Here is a 19,461-nt window from a genome sequence, read left to right on the forward strand (position 1 = left end):
CTGTTCCGCCAGCCTCACCGCCTCGCGCTTGAACTCGTCCGTGAAATGTCTTCTGTTTCGTGCCATCGCTTCGCTCTCCAGGCATGATCATGCCATCTGATCTGTCCGGAGTAACGGGGCAAGCCCAATCTGCCGCGGGATGTCATTGGCAAAAGCATCTTTCGCTTTTTGGGATGTCGACGTGGGGATCCAGTCACACGAAGATTGCTTAAGGCTTTGCGCGAGAGGGCCGCGTATACCTGCACTCTGCAGTCTACTCGCAAAGACGGATCGCAGTACTGGAGCGACATATCATTGACACCCGTTATAGACGAGGCCAACCAGAGTTGTGTGATGGTCGCGTTGCAGCGCGATGTGACCTCCAGTGTTCAGGGAAGACATTCGCTGCACACAAGCTACCAAATATTAAAGTCGGTTCTGGATAGAGCTTCGGACCCTATCCTCATTCTTGATCGCCACGGCATCATCAAGGAGGCGAATACAGCAGCAGCCAAGGTGATGAAAACGCCGGGTCACGTACTTCGGGAAGCCCATATCACCCAATTTGTTCCCGCATCGTTCCAACGCCGTCTCGTTTGGCTGGCGAAGCGACTGGGGCGCAGAAACGTGCTCAATGAAGCCGCCGTACAACTGGTGGACGGCAGCGGCCGACATATGCTTACGTGGTGGCACCTTTCCCGGTTGGACGATGGCGAGATTCTTTGCGTGAAGAATGGTTCTCCGGCGCAAATTCGGCGGAAGAAAGCGCTGGTGACCTCATCGCCTGCCGCGCAGGCTCTCCTGGACCACTCTTCGGACGGCTTCATCAGTGCCGGCAACGATGGCAGAATACTCTTCATCAATCGCGAAGCGCGCAATATTTGCCACATTGCGGAAGAACTGCCTCTTAAAGGATTGCTGGTTACAGAGGCTGTACCGGACTATCTGAAGAGCACCATTGCCGAGTTGCAGGTCAAGGCCATGAGATCTCGGCGGCAGCAGAGGGAAAATCATTTATCCCCGAACCGCCGTTGGCTGCAGTTGACAATTTTCCCGGAAGCAGACGGATTCAACCTCATCATCAAGGATGTGACGCTATCCCAGGAGTACGAAGCGCGTCTGCGAGAATTGGCACAGGAAGACAGCCTGACGGGTTTGCCCAATCGGCGCGTCTCGGAAGACACGGCGCAGATGCTGGTCGATGAAGCGCGGAGAACTGGCGGAGCGGTGGCGGCCTTATTCCTAGATCTCGACAAATTCAAAGAGGTTAACGATTCCTTTGGTCACGTTGTGGGTGACCAGTTACTCAAATCCATCTCAGAGAAATTTCGCAATGCCATACGTGATGCCGGCTTTGTAGGGCGTCTTAGCGGCGACGAGTTTCTGTTCCTGCTTCCTCACGCGCCCATAGAGACGGCGCGTCAATTCGCTGAAGAAATCCTGGGCATGCTACGCGAGCCCTTTGTGCTGTCCGGCTACGAGTTTCATGTAGGAGGCAGTATTGGCATAGCCTTTTATCCTGATACGGCACGATCTGCAGAAGAGCTTCTGGTTCAGGCCGACGCGGCTATGTATGAGGCAAAGAAAGAAGGTGGATTCCTCGTGCGGGATTACAACCTCGCTTTGGCAGAGAGAGACCATCTAAAGAACAGACTGAGGCGAGACCTGCGTAGCGCAATTGGCACCGATCAGTTTTGCTTTTACTATCAGCCCATTTATGACGCTTCGACGAGGCAATTGACTGGGGCCGAAGCTCTGCTGAGGTGGAGGCATCCAAGCCTCGGGCTCTTGGCACCAGGAGATTTTCTATCGCTGATCGATGAGTCAGCGCTTGGTCATTTCCTGAACGAGTGGTCAGTGCAGGCGATTACTGAACAGGTTGCCGAGTGGTCGCGCCGAAATAGCACCGTACCGGTTTCATTGAATTTATCACCGCGCCAGCTTTGCGATGGAAAGCTTCCCTCCTTATTCTCTGAAGCGCTGAAAATGCGTGGAGTGGACGGCAGAAAGATTGTGATTGAAGTGACCGAGGATGCCTTGATGACCAACGTCGATATGGCTGCCAGAGTCATCTCCGGATTGTCGCTATTGGGACTGTCCATTGCCATAGATGATTTCGGCACAGGATATTCGACTTTTGGTCATCTGAAGACGCTGCCTATTGATTGCGTCAAAATCGATAAATACTTCATCCAGAACAGCAGCTTCGACGCCAAGTCACTCCTGATAACTGAAGCGATTGTCTCTCTGGCCAAGTCCTTGAGCTTGGTGGTGGTAGCCGAAGGAATAGAAAACAGCGAGCAACTGGAGTTTGCACGCGAAATCGGCTGTGATTCTGTTCAGGGCTTTTGGCTGGGGGCCCCCATGCCCGCGGCAGATTTCGCAGCGTTGCTATGTTGTCGCGTCGCATGAGCGGCATTCGGCAAATGACCCACCGCCTGCCACGTGAGCAACGGATTTGCATCTCGTCATCGGCTGGCTAGAAAACTTGATCTAGCGCAAGACTGGTTGGGGCCCTGCAGCGCACGCTTCTCTTTGTCCGCGGCATCGTCATGGGCATCCACATCCATTCTTTCGTAGATCTTGTACGGCAGGTACGGTAATGAAAAATTCCACGATGCGAGTGCCGGAAAACTGCCTGGTCGCAGTTTGCGACGGCGGACAGGCGTTGGTGCTACGCAACAGAGGAAGTGCTTGCGCCCCCAGTCTGGTCACCATATGGGGGGCGTCCAACCAAGGGAAGCTTACGCATGAACTTGGCACGAGCCGTCCCGGACGAGTCATGCTACGGGCCGGGACGGCCCGTAGCGCGCTGGAGCAGACTGATCTGCACCAGAAGGCAGAGACCGATCTTCTCAGAAGCATGATGAGCCGGCTTGCGCAAGCCGTTCGCATGAAAGAGACCGACAAAATCATTCTCGTCGCTCCGGCGAACGTAATGGGATGGATGCGAGAACACATGCCAAGAGCCGTCGAACAAGCAGTCATCGGTGCATTGAGCAAGGATCTGGCTCATTGCTCGATAGAGGATATCCAGCGGCATCTTGCCACATGAAATCCTGCGCGGAATGCCTTGCTCGAAGTGGCGCTGCCGCGCGGCCGTGTGACCACAACGTCGATCCAATCCTGACCCCCAGGCGCGAGCACGGCTTTACCGGGTTCGACGAGCGGATTGTGGCCATGTTCTCCCCGGAGGCATGAGCGTGCTCGAGATCCAGGTGACCTGCCCCCCGCCCCCCGGCCGAACGCATGTTTTCGTTCCCTATGCTGCCCCTGGGGCGACATGCTGCTGGCCGCCAGCCTGGGTACTGGGCTGCTGCTGGTGCTCTAGGGCTGCAAATCGCTGATGGCGCGGATCGTCCAAAGAGCGGCGCCTCCAATGCGCCGCCGATTTTCGGGCCGATAAGCTTGGCCTGACGGTCCCCAGCCATTGCCTCCAACTCGCAAATCATGAAGTCTTGTCTGCTTTTTGTTTGACCACGATCAACATGCGCTTCTGGCATCGGACGAGGTTACCGGGCGTATCGCTATCGAGCACCCTTCCCGCATGCATCATCGATATACGGTCGCAGCGCTGCGCCTCGTTCATGAAATGAGTCGAAATGAAGATCGTGACCTTGTCGCGCCGCGACAGCTCTATGAGCAGACGCCAGAAGCCGTCTCGCGCGATGGGATCGACGCCCGACGTCGGCTCATCCAGGATCAGGAGCTCCGGGCGATGCACCACCGACACCGCAAGCGATAGCCGCTGCCGCATGCCCAATGGCAATGCGTCCGGCAGCGCATTCAGAACGCCCCGAAGCCCAAACCGTTCGACCATCTCATCGACGCGCTGGGTGATCTCGGCGCCCGGCACATGGAAAAGCTGCGCATGCAGCATGAGATTCTGCCGCACGGTGAGTTCGCCATACAACGAGAATGCCTGGGACATGTAGCCGACCCGCCGGCGCGTCGCAATATCGCGAGCGGCCACCTCGCGGCCAAACAGCCGCGCACGGCCCTCGCTGGCCGGTAGCAGCCCTGTCAACATCTTCATCGTGGTCGTCTTGCCGCAGCCGTTGGAGCCGAGAAATCCGAAGATCTCACCGCGACGTATACGAAAGCTGACGTGATCCACTGCCACGAAATCACCGAAGCGCATGGTCAGACCCTCGGCCTCGATGGCGATGTCTTCGTCCTCCTCGGTCAGCGGCGGAATGATGATCTCGTGGTGGTCATGCCTGCGGCTGTCAGGCAGCAGCCTTATGAACGCGGCTTCGAGCGTCCGCTCCCCGGATCGCTTCATCAGGTCCGACGCTGTTCCCATGGCCAGCACCTTGCCCTCGTCCATGGCAACCAACCAATCGAAGCGCTGCGCCTCTTCCATGTAGGCGGTCGCCACGATGACGCTCAAGGATGGCCTGCCTCGCCGCATTCGTCCTATCAGATCCCAGAACTGCGAACGTGCTAGCGGATCGACCCCCGTGGTGGGTTCGTCGAGGATGAGCAAGTCGGGATCGTTGATCAATGCGCAGCACAAGCCGAGCTTCTGCTTCATTCCTCCCGAGAGTTTGCCTGCCGGCCTTTTCAGGAAAGGGTACAGCCCGGTGCTTGTGGTCAGCTCATCAATCCGCCTACGCCGCTCCGTTCGATCGTGACCGAACAAACGGGCGAAAAACTGCAGGTTTTCCTCGATAGACAGAGTCGGGTAGAGATTCTTGCCCAGGCCTTGCGGCATATAGGCAATACGTGAACACACCCTCTCGCGATGAGATCTGGCCGCCATGTCACCGTCCAGCACCCATACCTCACCATCCTGTGCGCTGCGGGCACCAGCCAAAAGAGCCAGCAGACTCGATTTTCCCACCCCGTCGGGACCGATGAACCCCACCATGCAGGCAGCGGGAATGGCTAGCGACACATCGTCCAACGCCATTTTCTGGCCGTAGCGCAGGCTGACATCGCGCAGGCTTGCCAGCTCCCGGTCGATGCTTCCCATGTTCACGGCCTACTCCGGCACACGGACTGCGAGGATATCGGGCCAACGGGCTTGCGGATCGAGCTTGATCCAAGCCACTCCCGGCAGGCCAGTCTTCACTTGGGCAAGATGCTGCTCCAGCAACTGGGGCGATATTCGCGCCTTGACGCGAAACATAAGCTTCTGCCGCTCGGAGGCGGTCTCCACGGTCTTGGGTGTGAACTGCGCCGTACTGGCCACGAACGATACACGCGCCGGGATGACGAACTGCGGTGCCGCGTCCAGCACGATGCGCGCTTCGCTGCCCAGAGCGACTCGACCGACCACAGGCTCCGGAAGGAAGATCGTCATATAGACGTCAGTGAGGTCGACCAGATTCAGCAGTCGGCCACCGGCGGGCAGTACCTCGCCGGGCTGGGCCACCCGGAATTGAATGCGTCCGTCGCGTGGCGACTTGAGCTCGCTGTCCGCGATATCCGCTTGAATTCGAGCGGTCGAGGCGACAGTGGCCTCCACCCGTGCTCGCGCTCCCGTGAGCTGAGCCTTCACCGCCTCGACCGCAGCCTGGGCCGCCACCACCTGAGCCCGGCTAGCCGCGACTGTCGCCGTCGCGCTGGTGAATCGTGCCCGATCGTCGTCCAGTTCCTGTTGGGAAGAGGCCCCTTCTTTCGCCAGCAGTTCCGAGCGTGCCAGGCGGCGCCTGGCCGCATCCGCTTCCGCCTGTCGCTGCTCGACCATCGCACGGGCGGCCGCGACGTCGCTCTCGCGCAGGGCCACCTGGGCCTGTGCGGCTCCCACGCCATGCAGGGCCTCCTGATGCAACGCGGCCGCTTCGTTGTACTGCGCCTGCAAGACATCGACCTGCATGCGCGCCAGCGTCTGGCCGGCCTTGACGAAATCCCCTTCGCCGACCAGGATTTTCTGCACCCGCCCGGCGAACTTGGTCGCGATATCGACTTCCGTCGCCTCGATCCGGCCATTTCCGCTGGCGAATCCTTCGGCAGACCCGTCATTGCGCACCTGGATCCAAACATACCAGCCAAGGACCAAGGCAATCACGGTGCCCAGAAGAAGCAGTATCTGTTGTCGAGAGGAGATGATGGGCATTGGATGAGCGTCAGCGTTAACCGATGGAGGCAATTGGGTCCTGGGCACCTCCCCCCAGTGCGGCGTACAGGGTGACATTGCTGGAGAGCAAATAGCGCCGTACCTGCACCAGGCTTTGCTGCGCGGCGAACAAATCCCGCTGTGCATCGAGCACTTCCAAATACGAAATGGCCCCGCTGTCGTAGCGTAGCTGTGCAAGCCGCGCGCGCTCGCTCTGCGCATCCAGCGCGGCGCGTTGGATGACGACCTGCTCGGTCAGCCAACGCCGTGCGGCCAGGGAGTCGGCTACATCACGAAAGGCCCTCTGGATCACCAGTTCGTAATTCGCCACAGCGGTATCGGCGCGCGCCTGGGCCAAGCTCAGATTGGCACGGCGCCGCCCGCCATCGAAGATCGGCAACGAAATGACCGTGCAAACGACCAGGCGCGCCCTTCTCCATTGAATAACCCATTCAATTGAGCACTTGCCATACCAAACTCCCCCGTTAAGGCGACCCGAGGGAAAAAGGCAGCACGCGCGGCGCCGATATTGGCGTTGGCGGCAAGCAGCGCATGCTCAGCGGCGACGATGTCCGGACGATCCGCCAGAAGGTCGCCGGGCACACCCGCCCGCAGGTCGTGAAACAAGTCTCGATCGTTGTGCGGTACGGTGGTCGCGACCTGAACTGGCTCCAGCCGCCCCACCAGTAGTCCGAGAGCATGCGCTTGCGCGGCACGGCTCTGCGCCAACTGCGCGTACAGCATCTGAGCCTGGCTAAGGAGCGTCTGCACTTGGGTCAGCTCAAGTTGCGAGGTAGCGCCTACCTGATAGCGATACGAAAAGATGCGCAATGACTCCCGCCGACTATCTACCGTGCGGGCCGCCAAGGCAATTCTCTCGTCGAGCTCGCGCAGGCCGAGGTAGGCATTCGCGACCGCAGCGATCATCGAGACACGCACTGCACGCCGTGTCGCGTCCATGCCGAGATACTCGTGCAGGGCGGCTTCTTTTAGGCTGCGGACACGTCCCCACAGATCGATCTCCCAGCTCGTCACACCTACTGTAAAACCATAACGACTTGCAGTCACCGACCGCCCTGTTACGTTGAGATCGCCGGGTACGCGCGACCGCTCCCCCTTCACATTCAAATCGAGCTCTGGGAATTGGGCAGCGTGCCGGATGTCATAGGCTTCCCGCGCCTCAACGACACGGAGTATCGCTACGCGCATATCACGGTTGTTGGTCAACGCAGCTTCCACCAACAAACGAAGCGGTGGGTCCCGGAAAAACGCTTGCCAGGACAGTTCTGCCGCGCGGACTCGGGCACCCTCGCCCTGCCTGTCCATCGTGTCGGCCGGCCAATTGGATGGAACCGGCAGGACGGGATGCTGTTTCGGTACGATGGAAGTACACCCCGCCACGACCTGCGCCATGACAAACGAAGCTGAAATGCGCCAACGCTTGCACCGAGGGCAGCCTGGCGCCGTCCTCACTCCTTTTGCAAAAAGCCGTCCCATGTCGTGATGCCCAATGTCCAGTCCAGCAGGATCTCGCGGATTCCGCCGATTAGTCTTCCGCCATGAAGGACACGAGAAACATCTCAGGCCCGGACGACAGCACTATGCCCGAGCCTGCACCACGAACAGACTCCCAATCTCGTTTCTTGTCATGCCCCGTGAGGCCACTTCCGCTGGTCAGACTCAGCCGCAACGCTCGACCGTTGACGCAGCTCTCCGTTGAGGCCGATGTCTCCACCTCGATTAAATTGCTGCCCCCCCTCGCACCCGATAGCAGCCGCACCGCGCCCTCGGCCGCCTTGCGCTGAAATGGCCATCCGACACGCCCGGTCAATGTTACCCAGCCCTGCACAACTTCGACATGAACTCTGCCGCGGGGGATCATCGCGTCCCAGGTAATAGCTCGCGCAGCACGTTGCGCGATCCCATCATCCGTCTGCTGCTCACCCGATCGGATTCCCTCCCCAGTTTCCCGGGCGACACTCTTGGTAGCGTCGACTTGAGGAGCACCGTGGACACACTTCCCTTTGGTGCGGGACTCGTCACCTTTCATGATGTTCTCCGTATTGCACCATCCAGTTCCACTACGCCACCGGAGGGCATGTCTAGATTGTGAAAGATTTGATGCAGGCCGAATTGATCATGATCAAGAAAGGAACTAATGAGAATGCAGCGGCAGTCAACCTACCCCTTTGACTGCTCGAACCCGAGTTGACCCGATGAGCACGCTCGTCACGACGGAGAAGGAGTCGATTCGCGCCGGGGCGCGCGATGGGCACTAAGCGCTTTATTTGTAATAACAGCCGACCGAATCAATCCATAACGACTCGCCTGAAGCCACGGCTATTTTGATAGTCGTTTTGACCGCGGCAACAAAAAACCCCTTGATCGATGAAATCAAGGGGTTCTTGCAATGACTGGCGGAGAGGGTGGGATTCGAACCCACGGTACGGGGTTACCGTACGCCTGATTTCGAGTCAGGTACATTCGACCACTCTGCCACCTCTCCGTGCACCTTTCAGTGCTTGCCTGGCCCGTGGCCGGAACCAGACAACAGCCCGCAAATATAGCACAGAAATTCGCGCCGTGTCTTGCCGTCGCTAATCCGTGATTTTCTTGTACACCGTGAGCCCCAGCACCAGGAAGATCACGAACAGGATCAGGAACAGGAAGAACAGGAACTTGGCAATGGCGGCGGCGCCGGCGGCGATGCCGGTGAATCCGAACAGCGCGGCGATGATGGAAATCACGAAAAAGATCAGTGCCCACTTCAACATGGCTGGCTCCTCCGGGATGTAGGTTTTTCAACCCTAACGCACCCCGGAGGAGAAAGCGGGCAAGGAATGTTACGGAGTGAGTCGCTCCACCCCGCCCATGTAGGGCCGCAGGGCCTCGGGCACGACGATGCTGCCGTCGGCCTGCTGGTAGTTCTCCAAAACCGCGACCAGCGCCCGTCCCACGGCCAGTCCGGAACCGTTGAGCGTATGCAGCAGTTCGGGCTTGCCCTGGGCGTTGCGGAAGCGCGCCTGCAGGCGGCGGGCCTGGAACGCTTCACAGTTGGACACGGAAGAAATCTCGCGATACGCGCCCTGGGCCGGCAGCCAGACTTCCAGGTCGTAGGTCTTGGCGGCGCCGAAGCCCATGTCGCCGGTGCAGAGCAGGACGACGCGGTACGGCAGGCCGAGCTTGCGCAGCACGGCTTCGGCGTGGCCGACCATATCCTCGAGCGCGTCGTAGGAGCGTTCGGGATGGACGATCTGCACCATCTCGACCTTGTCGAACTGGTGCTGGCGGATCATGCCGCGGGTGTCGCGGCCGGCGCTGCCCGCCTCGGAGCGGAAGCACGGGGTGTGGGCGGTCAGCTTGATGGGCAGCGATTCGGCGTTGACGATCTCGCCGCGCACGGTGTTGGTCAGGGTGATCTCGGAGGTGGAGATCAGGTAGAGGTCTTCGCGCGGCACGGCGTTGCCGTTCTCGTCGACCGATTCGCCGCCCTTGGTGACCCAGAACATGTCGTCCTTGAACTTGGGCAGCTGGCCGGTGCCGATCAGGGTGGCGGTGTTGACGATGTAGGGCGTGTAGCACTCGGTGTAGCCGTGCTCGCCGGTCTGGACGTCCAGCATGAACTGCGCCAGGGCGCGGTGCAGGCGGGCGATGGGGCCGCGCATCAGGGTGAAGCGCGAGCCGGACAGTTTGACGGCGGTCTCGAAGTCCAGGCCCAGCGGTTCGCCCAGGGCGACGTGGTCCCTGGCCTCGAAGGGCAGCGGCGCGGGGTCGTTGCCGTCGCGGCTCCAGCGGCGCACCTCGACGTTGTCGTCGCTGGAGGCGCCGTTGGGGACGCTGGCGTGCGGCAGGTTGGGCACGGCCAGCAGCAGGTCCTGCAGGTCGCGCTGGATGCCGGCCAGGTCTTCCTCGAGCGCCTTCAGGCGGGCCGGGATGGCCTGGGATTCGGCCAGCACGGCGGAGGCATCCTCGCCCTTGGCCTTGAGCATGCCGATCTGCTTGGCCAGCGCGTTGCGGCGGGCCTGCAGGGTTTCGGTCTCCGTCTGCACCGACTTGCGCCGCGACTCGAGCGAGTTGAAGCCGTCGAGGTCTAGCGTGTAGCCCCGGTCCTTGAGCCGGGCGGCCACCGCCTGGGTGTCTTTGCGCAGCAGAGCGATATCGAGCATGGGAAAAAGCCGTGTTGGGAGGAGGAAAAAAGGTCGCCCCGGCGGGCGGCGCGCGAGGCGGCCCGGCCGGGGTATTCCGATTTTAGCCTCCCCGGCCGGCCTTCACCCCAAGGGGGCCTCTTGTCCGGGCAGGCTTGCTGCCGCCCGGGTGTCCGGTTCCAGGGTCAGCAGGCGCCGGAGGGTGTCGCGCAGCGCCGGCCCGGCGGCGCCCTCGGCCTGCGCCGGCAGGCGGCGCGCGACGAATCCGTCGGGCCGCACCAGCACGGCGCCGCCGTCCGCCACCGGATACAGCCGGCCGAACTTGGGTTCGTCGGCCCGGTAGTGGCCCTCGGGGCCGATATGCACGACGCGCAGGGCCACGCCCAATTCCCGGCCCACGGCGCGGGCGGCCTGGGTCCAGGCCTGGACATCGCGCTGCACGACCAGCGAGAAGGCGGTGCCCCACAGGTCGACGGTGGACAGCCGCCGGCCGGCGGAGTCGTACAGCCAGACGTGGGGGGCGCGCACGCCGGGCACGGTGCTTTCCTCGTAGTGCTCCAGGGTGGCGCGCGGCGGCTGGTCGCCGTCGCGGATCACGGCGGCGGAATCGTAGACCGTGCCGAGCTGGAAGCCGGTATGCAGCACGCTGTTGTCGCCGTGCGGCGCGACGCATTCGCGCAGGAAGGCGACGGCTTGCGGGCTGAAGGTCCCGTGCAGGCTGACGCCGGGCTCGCCCACGGCGATGGCCGCCGCGATGGCCTGGAAGTTGAGCGAGTTGTAGGTGGCCGCCTTGACGGTAAGCAGGGCCTTGCCCTTGCGCTCGACCTCGTAGGTGTCGAGCAGCGTGTCGGGCGCGGCGCCGCGCAGCACCAGGCCCAGCTTCCAGGCAAGGTTGTTGGCGTCCTGCACGCCGGTGTTGGCGCCGAAGCCGCCCCAGGGTGAATGCCAATGGGCCGCGTCGCCCGCGAACAGGACATTGCCTTCGCGCCACTTGCGCAGCAGGCCCGTGGTGTAGTCGAAGCGGTAGACGCGGACGATCTCGACGGGCAGCTCGGGCATGCCCAGCGCGCCGCGTATCCGTTCGAGCAGGGCTTCTGTATCGGGCAGCGGATCCTCGTCGTGGCGAAAGCTGTAGCGCCACAGCCCGGTATCCGGGTGCTTGCTGCCGAACCAGCCGGCATAGCGCGGATCCAGCACGAAGGAATGGAAGTAGCCGTCGCGCCCCAGGGTATCGTCCAGGTCGGCGCGAAACTCGGCCAGCACCTGGTTGCCGAAGGTGGGCCCATGGTCCTCGCCCCGGCCGATGCGGTTGCGCACGAAGCTGCGGGCGCCGTCGCAGGCCACGAGATAGCGCGCGCCGACCTCGCGCAGCAGGCCCGATTCGAGTTCCTTCACCGACAGCCGCACGCCGCGGCCCAGGTCCTCGACGTCCACCACCTGGGTGCCGAAGTGCAGCGCGACGCTTTGCCAGGCGGCCGCCTGGTGGCGCAGCGCGGCCTCGTAGTCGGAGGCCGGGACCTTGCGCGGATAGACGGGCGCGAGCTGCGCCCACTTGTGTTCGTATTCCGCGTCGGTGCCCAGCGAGGAGCGGACGTCGGCCACCGGGCCCTGGGCGATGCGCACGTAGAAGCCCTGGCCGTTGGAGCGGGGAATGGACCACCCCTTGCCTTCCAGCAGTTCCCAGACGCCCCATTGCCGGTAGAGCTCGGCGGTGGAGGCATGGACGTACTGGCCCTTGGGCAGCACGGTGGTGCTGGGGCGTTTCTCGAACAGCGCGACGCGCAGCCCTTCCCGGCCCAGCAGATAGGCCAACGCAAGGCCGACGGGGCCGCCGCCGCAGATGGCGACGTCGACCTGGACCGTTGCCCCGTTCATGCCCGCTCTCCCACCGCGCTGCGGCGCATGCGTTCCGGGTCCTTGTTCCACTCGGACCACGATCCGACGTACAGCCGGGGCCGGATGCCGGCGTCGGCCATGGCCATGGCGACCAGGGCGGACAGGACGCCGCCGCCGCAATACACCACGGCCTCGTCGCCGGGCTCGAGGCCGGCCTGCGCCAGCAGGCGGGCCCGTTCGCCGGCGGGCCGCAGCCGGCCCGATGGGGTCCAGAACTCGGAGGCGGCCAGATGCCGGGCGCCGGGAATATGCCCGGCCAGGTAGGATGCCTCGTCCCGCGCATCGACCAGCACGGCGCCGTCCGGCAGCCGCTCGACCTCGTCCACCTCGATCTGCGGCAGATGTCCTCCGGCCAGGGACAGGACTTCGGGCAACCGGCGCCGATGGGGTTCGTCGCCGCGCGCCAGCGCGCCGCCGGCGGCGATCCAGGCCTTCAGTCCGCCATCGAGCAGGAACACCCTGGCGAGTCCAGCCCAGCGCAGTACCCACCAGCCGCGGGCGGCCAGCGCCGGGGTCGGGCCGTAGACGACGATCTCGGTGTCCCGGCCGACGCCCCAGTTCCTCAGGGTGTCGGCCAGTTGCCCAAGGCCGGGCAGCGGCAGGTTGCCGCTTGCCGGGGTGGGTTCCGCCGCGAATGCATCGCGGATCTGGCCATGGACGGCACCGAAGATGTGGCCGTCGCGGTACGCGCGGTATTCGATCTCCGGGTCGCCCAGGCGGACATCGACGAACAGCCTGTCGTCGTTCGGGCGGGCCAGCAGGTCCTCGGCCTGCACGAAGGCCGGCTCGAATGCGTGTCCGCCGCGAACCGATACGTGAGTCATATCCATAGTTGGAAAAGTCATTGGCATGTTGTTGGAAACGGCCCGAGCATTGTTGGCGAGCGCCCGGCCCGGGGCGTTACCGCCCGCTGAACAGCGGGACCGGACACGAATGGGGGTAAATGCTGCCCACCTGTTCAGTCCAGGGTAAGCCCGCCGCGGCGGCCGCTCCTAGAATGAAACCGCCCCATACGGCCCCCGCCCGACCAATCTCCAGGAGACAACGACAAGTGGTGCCGCTCCGCCTTCTCCAGACCCGCCCTCACGCCTGGGTGGCCGCCGCCCTGCTTGCGCTATGGCTGCCCCAGCCGGCCACCGCCCAGCCCTACCCCAACCGCCCCATCAAGGTGGTGATGGCCTGGAGCGACGGCTTTCCCGCCAACTCCACGCGCCTGTTCGCCAAGGAGTTGTCGGAACGCCTGAAACAGCCCGTCGTGGTCGAGATCCAGCAGGGCGCGGGCGGCGAAGTGGCGGCCCGGCACGTGAAGAACGCCGCCCACGACGGCTACACGCTGCTGGCCACGGGCACCTCGGTCACGACCTCGTGGGCGCTGCGCCCGGGCAACGTCGATCCGGGAGTCGACCTGCAGCCCATCGCGCAACTGGTCGCCACGCCGTACGTCATCGTCTCGCGCGCGGGCGCCTACGCCGATTTCGACAAGTTCCTGGAAAGCGCCCGCAACAGCCGGAAGAAACTCAACTACGCGTCGCCCGGCGTGGGCTCGGGCATGCACTTCCTGGGCGAGATGATCAAGACCTCGGCCGGCATCGACATGGTCCACATTCCCTACGCCTCGGGCGCGCGCCAGTTGCAGGCCCTGCTGGCGGGCGACGTGGACATCGCCATCATTTCGCTGGTGACGGCGCTGCCGCAGATCAAGATCGGCAAGCTGGACGCGCTGGCGGTCAGCACCGCGGCGCGCAGCCCGGAGCTGCCGGCGGTACCGACGCTGACCGAGAAGAAGCTGCGCGGCGTGCCCGCCATCTCTTCCTGGATCGCGCTGTTCGGCCCGGCCGGCCTGCCCGCCGATATACTGGATGCGCTGTCCTCGCAGATCACCGCCGCGGCGGGCAACGACGACGTGCGCAAGCTCGTCGCCTCGTGGGGCGCCGAAGTCCCGGACACGCGGCGGACCAGCCTCGAACACGTCGTGCAGACCGAGAAGGCCCTGTGGTCGAAGGTGGCGAAGGAGAAGAATATTGTCGATCCCAACTGACGCCCACGAGTCGCCCCACCTTTGCTATTGCGGCGGGGACTACGGCCGGGTCTCGGTCATGGCGTCGGGCGTCGATCTGGCGGACCACGCCCGCGACTGCGTGCAGGTATTGGTGAACATGCACCAGGAACCGCTGCCGGTCCGCCTGAACGGCGGCCTGCACCGCCTGGACCAGTTCCGCGCGCTGGTCATCCATCCCCGGCAGACCTATGCCATCCCGCCCGCGCCGGGACGCGCGCGGCATCCGGGACAGGTCGGATCCATCCTGATCAAGGCCTCGCCGCTGTTGAACGACAGCGCCGGGCCCGTCGGCCATGCCGGGGACGACGATCCGGTCGACATGATCACCCTGCCCGGCCCGCTGCGCGCCGACGCCATGCAACTGGTGGCGGAACTGTTCCGCGCCGGCCCGGACCCCCGGGCGGTGTCGCAGGGCGTCCGAACCCTGTACCAGGCGGCCGTGGTCCGTTCGCTGGAAAACCGGACGCCCCACCCCGCCCCCGACACGTCAGCCCAGGCCAACAGCCTGGAGGAACGCGTGGGCCGCGATGCCCGCGCCGGCCAGTTGCGCGACCTGGAAGATTTCGCCGCGTTCCGGCGCGGCGCGGGCGCCTATGGCGTGTCCGAGCGCTACTTCTACACCCTGTTCCGGCGGGCGACGCGGATGACGCCCCGGGCCTACTACAACATGCGGCGCCTGGACGCCGCCTTCGCGCTGCTGGCCGGCGAAGCGAAGAGCATCTTCGAGATCACCTACGATCTGGGCTTCAGCGCCCCGCCCCACTTCACGCGCTTCATGAAAAGCAACACGGGCTGGACGCCGTCGGAGTACCGGCGCCGGGTGCGGGGGATGCCGCCATCGCTACGGCCGCATTTCGCCTGCGGCGGCGCGGCCGCCTAACCCTTCTTCGCTTCCTTGTCGAGCTCGCGCAGGAAGGCGAGCTTCTGGCCGATCTTGGCTTCCAGCCCGCGGTCGGTGGGCTGGTAGAACTTCGCGCGCAGGCCGTCCGGGAAGTAATCGACGCCGGCCGCGTAGGCGTGCGGTTCGTCGTGCGCGTAGCGGTACTGCTTGCCGTGCCCCAGTTGCTTGAGCAGCTTGGTGGGCGCGTTGCGCAGGTGCATGGGCACGGGCGCGCTGCCGTTGTCGGCGGCGAAGCGCCTGGCCATGTTGTAGGCGTTGTAGACGGCGTTGGACTTGGCGGCGCAGGCCAGGTAGACCACGGCCTGGGCCAGCGCCAGTTCGCCCTCGGGCGACCCCAGGCGTTCGTACACGTCGGCGCCCGCCGTGGCGATGTCCAGCGCGCGCGGGTCGGCCAGGCCGATGTCCTCGACCGCCATGCGGATGATGCGGCGCGAGAGATAGCGCGGATCCGCGCCCCCATCCAGCATGCGGCAGAACCAGTACAAGGACGCATCCGGATCCGAGCCGCGCACGGCCTTGTGCAGGGCGCTGATCTGGTCGTAGAAGGCGTCGCCGCCCTTGTCGAAGCGGCGCAGGTTCTGCGACAGCGCGGTCTCCAGCCATTCGGCGTCGACCTGCGTGCGCCCCGCCCCGCGCGCCGAATCGGCCACCACCTCGACCGCGTTGATGACGCGGCGGGCATCGCCGTCGGCCCAGGCCGCCAGTTGCTCCTGCGAGGCCTCGTCGAACTCGATGTCGCCCAGCATGGCGATGGCCTTGGCGATCAGTTGCCGCAGTTCGTCGGCGCTGAGCGATTGCAGCACGTAGACCCGCGCCCGCGACAACAGGGCCGAGTTGACCTCGAAGGACGGGTTCTCGGTGGTGGCGCCGATGAAGGTGAACAGGCCGCTTTCCACATAGGGCAGGAAGGCGTCCTGCTGGGCCTTGTTGAAGCGGTGCACTTCATCGACGAAGAGGATGGTGCGGCGCCCCTTCAATTGCGCCGCCTGGGCGGCCACCACCGCGTCGCGGATGTCCTTGACCCCGCCCAGCACGGCCGAGATGGCGATGAACTGGGCATCGAAGGAGTTGGCCATCAGGCGCGCCAGCGTGGTCTTGCCCACGCCCGGCGGCCCCCAGAAGATCATCGAATGCGGCCGCCCCGACTGGAAGGCTACGCGCAGCGGCTTGCCCGGGCCCAGCAGATGGCTCTGCCCGACGACCTCGTCCAGCGTGCGCGGCCGCAGCCGCTCGGCCAGCGGCGCGGCGGCGTCGGGCACCTTGGCGGCCGCGGGCGTGTCGTCGGGAAACAGATCGGACATGGGTGGAAAGACGTGGATCAGCGGCCGCCGGCCGGCGCCTGTCCGCCCATGCGCACGACGTCCACGCCGGCGGGCGCCGTGAAGCGGAAGCTGTCCTGCGGCAGCTGCGGATTGCGGGCGATGCCGCTGAAGGTGATGGCCGTGGTCTGGCCGAAGGCGTCCAGCAGTTCCAGGCGGGCCGGCAGGCCGTCCTTGAAGGCGATGTCCACGCGCGAGAAACCGGCGTCCGGCGTCTTGGGCGTGGCCCGCAGCCACTGCAGGCCGTCGCGCTCGGGCTGCTCGGCCACGTTGAAGGATTGCTCCAGCGATCCCGATCCGAACAGGATCTGCGCCGGCGAGGACCCGATGGCCTGCCCCACGTCCCGCACGGTGACCTGGCTCAGGTCGGGGTCGTACTGATACAACTGCTTGCCATCCGAGACAATCAGTTGTTCGTAGGGCTTGGCCACTTCCCAGCGAAAGCGCCCGGGGCGCTGGAACGAGAAGCTGCCGGACTGAGCCGGCGCCGCCTGCCCCGACGCCCCGCGCGTGACTTGCGAGAAACTGCCGCGCGCGGACTGGGTGTTGCTGGCGAAGGCGTGCAACTGGTCGATGGCGCCCGCCAGCGCGGCGCCCGGCAGGGCCAGGGCCGCGGCCAGCCCGGCGCCGGCGGCGGCGCGGGCCAGGAAGGCGGTGGTCTTGGAAACGAACGTCATAGGGGACTCTCCGTAGCGCAGCGCGGCAGGACCGGTCATTCGTCCTGGCTGGCGGGGGCGAGGATTTCCCGGTTGCCGTTGGACTGCATGGCGGAAACCATACCCGAACGCTCCATCTGTTCGAGTAAGCGGGCGGCACGGTTGTAACCGATGCGCAGGTGGCGCTGCACCAGCGATATCGAGGCGCGGCGGTGCTTGAGCACCACTTCCACGGCCTGGTCGTACATGGGGTCGGACTCCGCGTCGCCCATGCCGGTCACGCTGCTCAAGCCATCGCCGGTCTCGCCCTCGATGGAGCCTTCCAGGATGCCTTCCTCGTAGTTGGGCTCGCCCTGCGCCTTCAACTGCTCGACCACCCGATGCACTTCGTCGTCGGTGACGAAGGCGCCGTGGACGCGGGTGGGCAGGCCCGAGCCCGGCGGCATGTACAGCATGTCGCCCTGGCCCAGCAGGGCTTCCGCGCCCATCTGGTCGAGGATGGTGCGCGAATCGACCTTGGACGAGACCTGGAACGAGATCCGGGTCGGGATGTTGGCCTTGATCAGGCCGGTGATCACGTCCACGCTGGGCCGCTGGGTGGCCAGGATCAGGTGGATGCCGGCGGCGCGGGCCTTCTGCGCCAGGCGGGCGATCAGTTCCTCGATCTTCTTGCCCACCACCATCATCAGGTCGGCCAGCTCGTCGATCACCACCACCACCATGGGCAGCGGCTGGAGCGGCTCTGGCGAATCGGGCGTGAGCGAGAACGGATTGGGGATGGGCTCCTCGCGCTTGATGGCGTCGTGGATCTTGGTGTTGTAGCCGGCCAGGTTGCGCACGCCCATCTTGCTCATCAGCCGGTAGCGCTTGTCCATCTCGGCCACGCACCAGTTCAGCGCGTTGGCGGCCTGGCGCATGTCGGTCACGACCGGCGCCAGAAGGTGCGGGATGCCCTCGTAGACGCTCATTTCGAGCATCTTCGGATCGATCAGGATCAGGCGCACCTGGCTGGGATCGGCCTTGTACAGCAACGACAGGATCATGGCGTTGATCCCCACCGACTTGCCCGACCCGGTCGTGCCCGCCACCAGCAGGTGGGGCATCTTGGCCAGGTCGGCCACCACCGGCTTGCCGGCGATGTCCTTGCCCAGCGCCATGGTCAGCACCGACGAGCTGCCGTGGTAGGTCTGCGAGCCCAGGATCTCGGACAGCTTGACGGTCTGGCGCCGCAGGTTGGGCAGCTCCAGGCCCATCAGGTTCTTGCCGGGTATGGTCTCGACCACCCGGATGCTGACCAGGCTCAGCGCCCGCGCCAGGTCCTTGGCCAGGTTGACGATCTGGCTGCCCTTGACGCCCACCGCGGGCTCGATCTCGTAGCGGGTGATGACCGGCCCGGGCTGGGCGGTGACCACGGAGACCTGGACGCCGAAGTCGGCCAGCTTCTTCTCGATCAGGCGCGAGGTGAACTCCAGGGTCTCGGTGGAGACGGTTTCCTGGGTCGGCGGCGGCGGATCGAGCAGGCTGAGGGGCGGCAACTGGCTGTCGGTGATCTCGGCGAACAAGGCCTGCTGCTTTTCCTTCTCGACCCGCTCGGACTTGGGGACGACCGTAACCGCCGGCTCGATGCGCACGGGTTGCTCGTGGACCAGCTTTTCCTGCTTGGCCACCACGACCTCGGCGCGGGCCTGCACGGCCACCTCGCCCACCTTGCGGTCCTCGCGGGCCTGCCAGGAATTCCTGGCCCCGCGCAGCCCCAGCTCCAGCCAGGAACCGATCTTCTCGGCCACCACCAGCCACGAAAAACCGAAGAACAGGCTGGCGCCGATGGCGAACAGGACCAGCAGCAGCAGGGTCGCGCCGGTGTAGCCGAACGAGGACGAGGCGTACTTGGCGATGCTCTCGCCTATCATGCCGCCGCTGCCGTGCGGCAGGGATTCGCCGAAGGACCGCAGGCGCAGCGCCTCGAGGCCGACCGAACCGATCATCAGGGCGCAAAAGCCCAGGCCCTGCTCCCAGCGCACCCGCTGGGGCACGTCGGCGTCGGAGCCGCCGCGCAGGAACTGGTGGGCCAGACGCAGGTAGCTGGCGTAGACGCGCTGCAACAACAGCACCACGAACCACCAGGCCGAGGCGCCGATCAGGAACAGGATGAGGTCCGCCAGCCAGGCGCCGAAACGGCCCCCGCTGTTGTGGACGTGGTCGATCTGCACGGCATGCGACCACCCCGGGTCGCCCGAGTTGTAGGTGGCCAGCACCAGGGTCAGATAGACGGCCAGGGCGGCGAACAGGATCCAGCGCGCCTCGCGGAACAGGCGGGACAGGCGGCCGGGCAAGGCACCGGACGAATTGCCGGTGTTCTGCGAATTGCGGGTATTTCCCGCGGTAGCGGTACGTGCCATGGGCTGATTATAAGTGGGTGGCGCCCGGTCAAGCTCCCCCGGG

15 protein-coding genes, 1 tRNA gene and 1 pseudogene are annotated in these 19,461 nt (G+C 64.6%); 4 read left to right on the plus strand and 13 right to left on the minus strand.

Going from position 1 to position 19,461, the window contains the following annotated elements; genetic code table 11:
• Positions 1-144 precede the first annotated feature (144 nt).
• Both CDO46_RS17815 and CDO46_RS17820 read left to right on the plus strand, forming a co-directional pair.
• Positions 145-2,391, plus strand: a complete 2,247-nt coding sequence (locus tag CDO46_RS17815) for an EAL domain-containing protein (RefSeq protein WP_254914631.1) — start codon at positions 145-147, stop codon at positions 2,389-2,391.
• A gap of 190 nt (positions 2,392-2,581) precedes the next feature.
• A complete protein-coding gene (locus CDO46_RS17820) occupies positions 2,582-3,034 on the plus strand; it encodes a host attachment protein (RefSeq protein ID WP_087839832.1) in 453 nt (150 codons plus the stop codon).
• 462 nt (positions 3,035-3,496) lie between these two features.
• On the opposite strand, the pseudogene CDO46_RS17825 reads toward CDO46_RS17820, so the two are convergent.
• From CDO46_RS17825 to CDO46_RS17865, 10 genes and pseudogenes are all read right to left on the minus strand, one after another.
• A pseudogene (locus tag CDO46_RS17825) lies at positions 3,497-4,957 on the minus strand (ATP-binding cassette domain-containing protein); the annotation flags it as partial.
• A 9-nt stretch (positions 4,958-4,966) separates the two neighbouring features.
• Positions 4,967-6,043 carry an HlyD family secretion protein gene (locus CDO46_RS17830; RefSeq protein WP_087839834.1) on the minus strand — a complete coding sequence of 359 codons (1,077 nt, stop codon included), beginning with the start codon at positions 6,041-6,043 and terminating at the stop codon, positions 4,967-4,969.
• A gap of 16 nt (positions 6,044-6,059) precedes the next feature.
• Complete coding sequence (locus CDO46_RS28695; RefSeq protein WP_254914627.1) at positions 6,060-6,443, minus strand: TolC family protein; 384 nt, start codon at positions 6,441-6,443, stop codon at positions 6,060-6,062.
• The gene (locus tag CDO46_RS17835) at positions 6,404-7,540 is read right to left on the minus strand and encodes an efflux transporter outer membrane subunit (RefSeq protein WP_369597223.1); all 1,137 of its coding nucleotides are present in this window, start codon (positions 7,538-7,540) and stop codon (positions 6,404-6,406) included. The genes CDO46_RS28695 and CDO46_RS17835 overlap by 40 nt, the downstream gene beginning before the upstream one ends.
• A gap of 49 nt (positions 7,541-7,589) precedes the next feature.
• Positions 7,590-8,093, minus strand: a complete 504-nt coding sequence (locus tag CDO46_RS17840) for a BON domain-containing protein (protein ID WP_087839835.1) — start codon at positions 8,091-8,093, stop codon at positions 7,590-7,592.
• A gap of 365 nt (positions 8,094-8,458) precedes the next feature.
• Positions 8,459-8,549, minus strand: a tRNA-Ser gene (locus tag CDO46_RS17845).
• Between the two features lie 91 nt (positions 8,550-8,640).
• Entirely contained in the window at positions 8,641-8,817 is a 177-nt protein-coding gene (locus tag CDO46_RS17850) for a DUF1328 family protein (protein WP_087783244.1), read from the minus strand.
• Between the two features lie 69 nt (positions 8,818-8,886).
• The gene (serS, locus tag CDO46_RS17855; protein WP_087839836.1) at positions 8,887-10,209 is read right to left on the minus strand and encodes a serine--tRNA ligase; all 1,323 of its coding nucleotides are present in this window, start codon (positions 10,207-10,209) and stop codon (positions 8,887-8,889) included.
• Between the two features lie 102 nt (positions 10,210-10,311).
• Entirely contained in the window at positions 10,312-12,063 is a 1,752-nt protein-coding gene (locus CDO46_RS17860) for an FAD-dependent oxidoreductase (protein ID WP_087839837.1), read from the minus strand.
• Positions 12,060-12,914, minus strand: a complete 855-nt coding sequence (locus CDO46_RS17865; RefSeq protein WP_176400781.1) for a sulfurtransferase — start codon at positions 12,912-12,914, stop codon at positions 12,060-12,062. The genes CDO46_RS17860 and CDO46_RS17865 overlap by 4 nt, the downstream gene beginning before the upstream one ends.
• Positions 12,915-13,138: 224 nt before the next feature.
• Here CDO46_RS17865 and CDO46_RS17870 point away from each other — a divergent pair, with 224 nt between their 5' ends.
• Together CDO46_RS17870 and CDO46_RS17875 are read left to right on the plus strand one after the other, a co-directional pair.
• A complete protein-coding gene (locus tag CDO46_RS17870; protein ID WP_165963065.1) occupies positions 13,139-14,122 on the plus strand; it encodes a tripartite tricarboxylate transporter substrate binding protein in 984 nt (327 codons plus the stop codon).
• Complete coding sequence (locus CDO46_RS17875) at positions 14,106-15,023, plus strand: helix-turn-helix transcriptional regulator (RefSeq protein ID WP_132979279.1); 918 nt, start codon at positions 14,106-14,108, stop codon at positions 15,021-15,023. Before CDO46_RS17870 ends, CDO46_RS17875 begins: the two co-directional genes overlap by 17 nt.
• Here CDO46_RS17875 and CDO46_RS17880 read toward each other — a convergent pair.
• Genes CDO46_RS17880 through CDO46_RS17890 form a run of 3 tightly spaced genes read right to left on the minus strand, consistent with a single transcriptional unit; the run spans position 15,020 to position 19,418 of the window.
• Positions 15,020-16,345: a replication-associated recombination protein A gene (locus tag CDO46_RS17880; RefSeq protein ID WP_087839841.1), complete on the minus strand. Its 1,326-nt coding sequence runs from the start codon at positions 16,343-16,345 to the stop codon at positions 15,020-15,022. The genes CDO46_RS17875 and CDO46_RS17880 overlap by 4 nt on opposite strands.
• Positions 16,346-16,362: 17 nt before the next feature.
• Complete coding sequence (gene lolA, locus CDO46_RS17885) at positions 16,363-17,040, minus strand: outer membrane lipoprotein chaperone LolA (protein WP_087839842.1); 678 nt, start codon at positions 17,038-17,040, stop codon at positions 16,363-16,365.
• A 35-nt stretch (positions 17,041-17,075) separates the two neighbouring features.
• Positions 17,076-19,418, minus strand: a complete 2,343-nt coding sequence (locus CDO46_RS17890) for a DNA translocase FtsK (protein ID WP_087839843.1) — start codon at positions 19,416-19,418, stop codon at positions 17,076-17,078.
• Positions 19,419-19,461: the final 43 nt, after the last annotated feature.

It is taken from the genome of Pigmentiphaga sp. NML030171, assembly GCF_002188635.1.
Taxonomy (GTDB): domain Bacteria; phylum Pseudomonadota; class Gammaproteobacteria; order Burkholderiales; family Burkholderiaceae_B; genus Pigmentiphaga; species Pigmentiphaga daeguensis.

Excerpts from the sequence above, each read along its gene's own strand:
- CDO46_RS17860 (WP_087839837.1), bottom strand. The coding sequence starts at position 12,063 with ATGAACGGGGCAACGGTCCAGGTCGACGTCGCCATCTGCGGCGGCGGC.
- CDO46_RS17830 (WP_087839834.1), bottom strand. The coding sequence starts at position 6,043 with ATGCCCATCATCTCCTCTCGACAACAGATACTGCTTCTTCTGGGCACC.
- serS (WP_087839836.1), bottom strand. The coding sequence starts at position 10,209 with ATGCTCGATATCGCTCTGCTGCGCAAAGACACCCAGGCGGTGGCCGCC.
- lolA (WP_087839842.1), bottom strand. The coding sequence starts at position 17,040 with ATGACGTTCGTTTCCAAGACCACCGCCTTCCTGGCCCGCGCCGCCGCC.
- CDO46_RS17880 (WP_087839841.1), bottom strand. The coding sequence starts at position 16,345 with ATGTCCGATCTGTTTCCCGACGACACGCCCGCGGCCGCCAAGGTGCCC.
- CDO46_RS17850 (WP_087783244.1), bottom strand. The coding sequence starts at position 8,817 with ATGTTGAAGTGGGCACTGATCTTTTTCGTGATTTCCATCATCGCCGCG.
- CDO46_RS17820 (WP_087839832.1), top strand. The coding sequence starts at position 2,582 with ATGAAAAATTCCACGATGCGAGTGCCGGAAAACTGCCTGGTCGCAGTT.
- CDO46_RS17840 (WP_087839835.1), bottom strand. The coding sequence starts at position 8,093 with ATGAAAGGTGACGAGTCCCGCACCAAAGGGAAGTGTGTCCACGGTGCT.
- CDO46_RS17865 (WP_176400781.1), bottom strand. The coding sequence starts at position 12,914 with ATGGATATGACTCACGTATCGGTTCGCGGCGGACACGCATTCGAGCCG.
- CDO46_RS17835 (WP_369597223.1), bottom strand. The coding sequence starts at position 7,540 with ATGGGACGGCTTTTTGCAAAAGGAGTGAGGACGGCGCCAGGCTGCCCT.
- CDO46_RS17890 (WP_087839843.1), bottom strand. The coding sequence starts at position 19,418 with ATGGCACGTACCGCTACCGCGGGAAATACCCGCAATTCGCAGAACACC.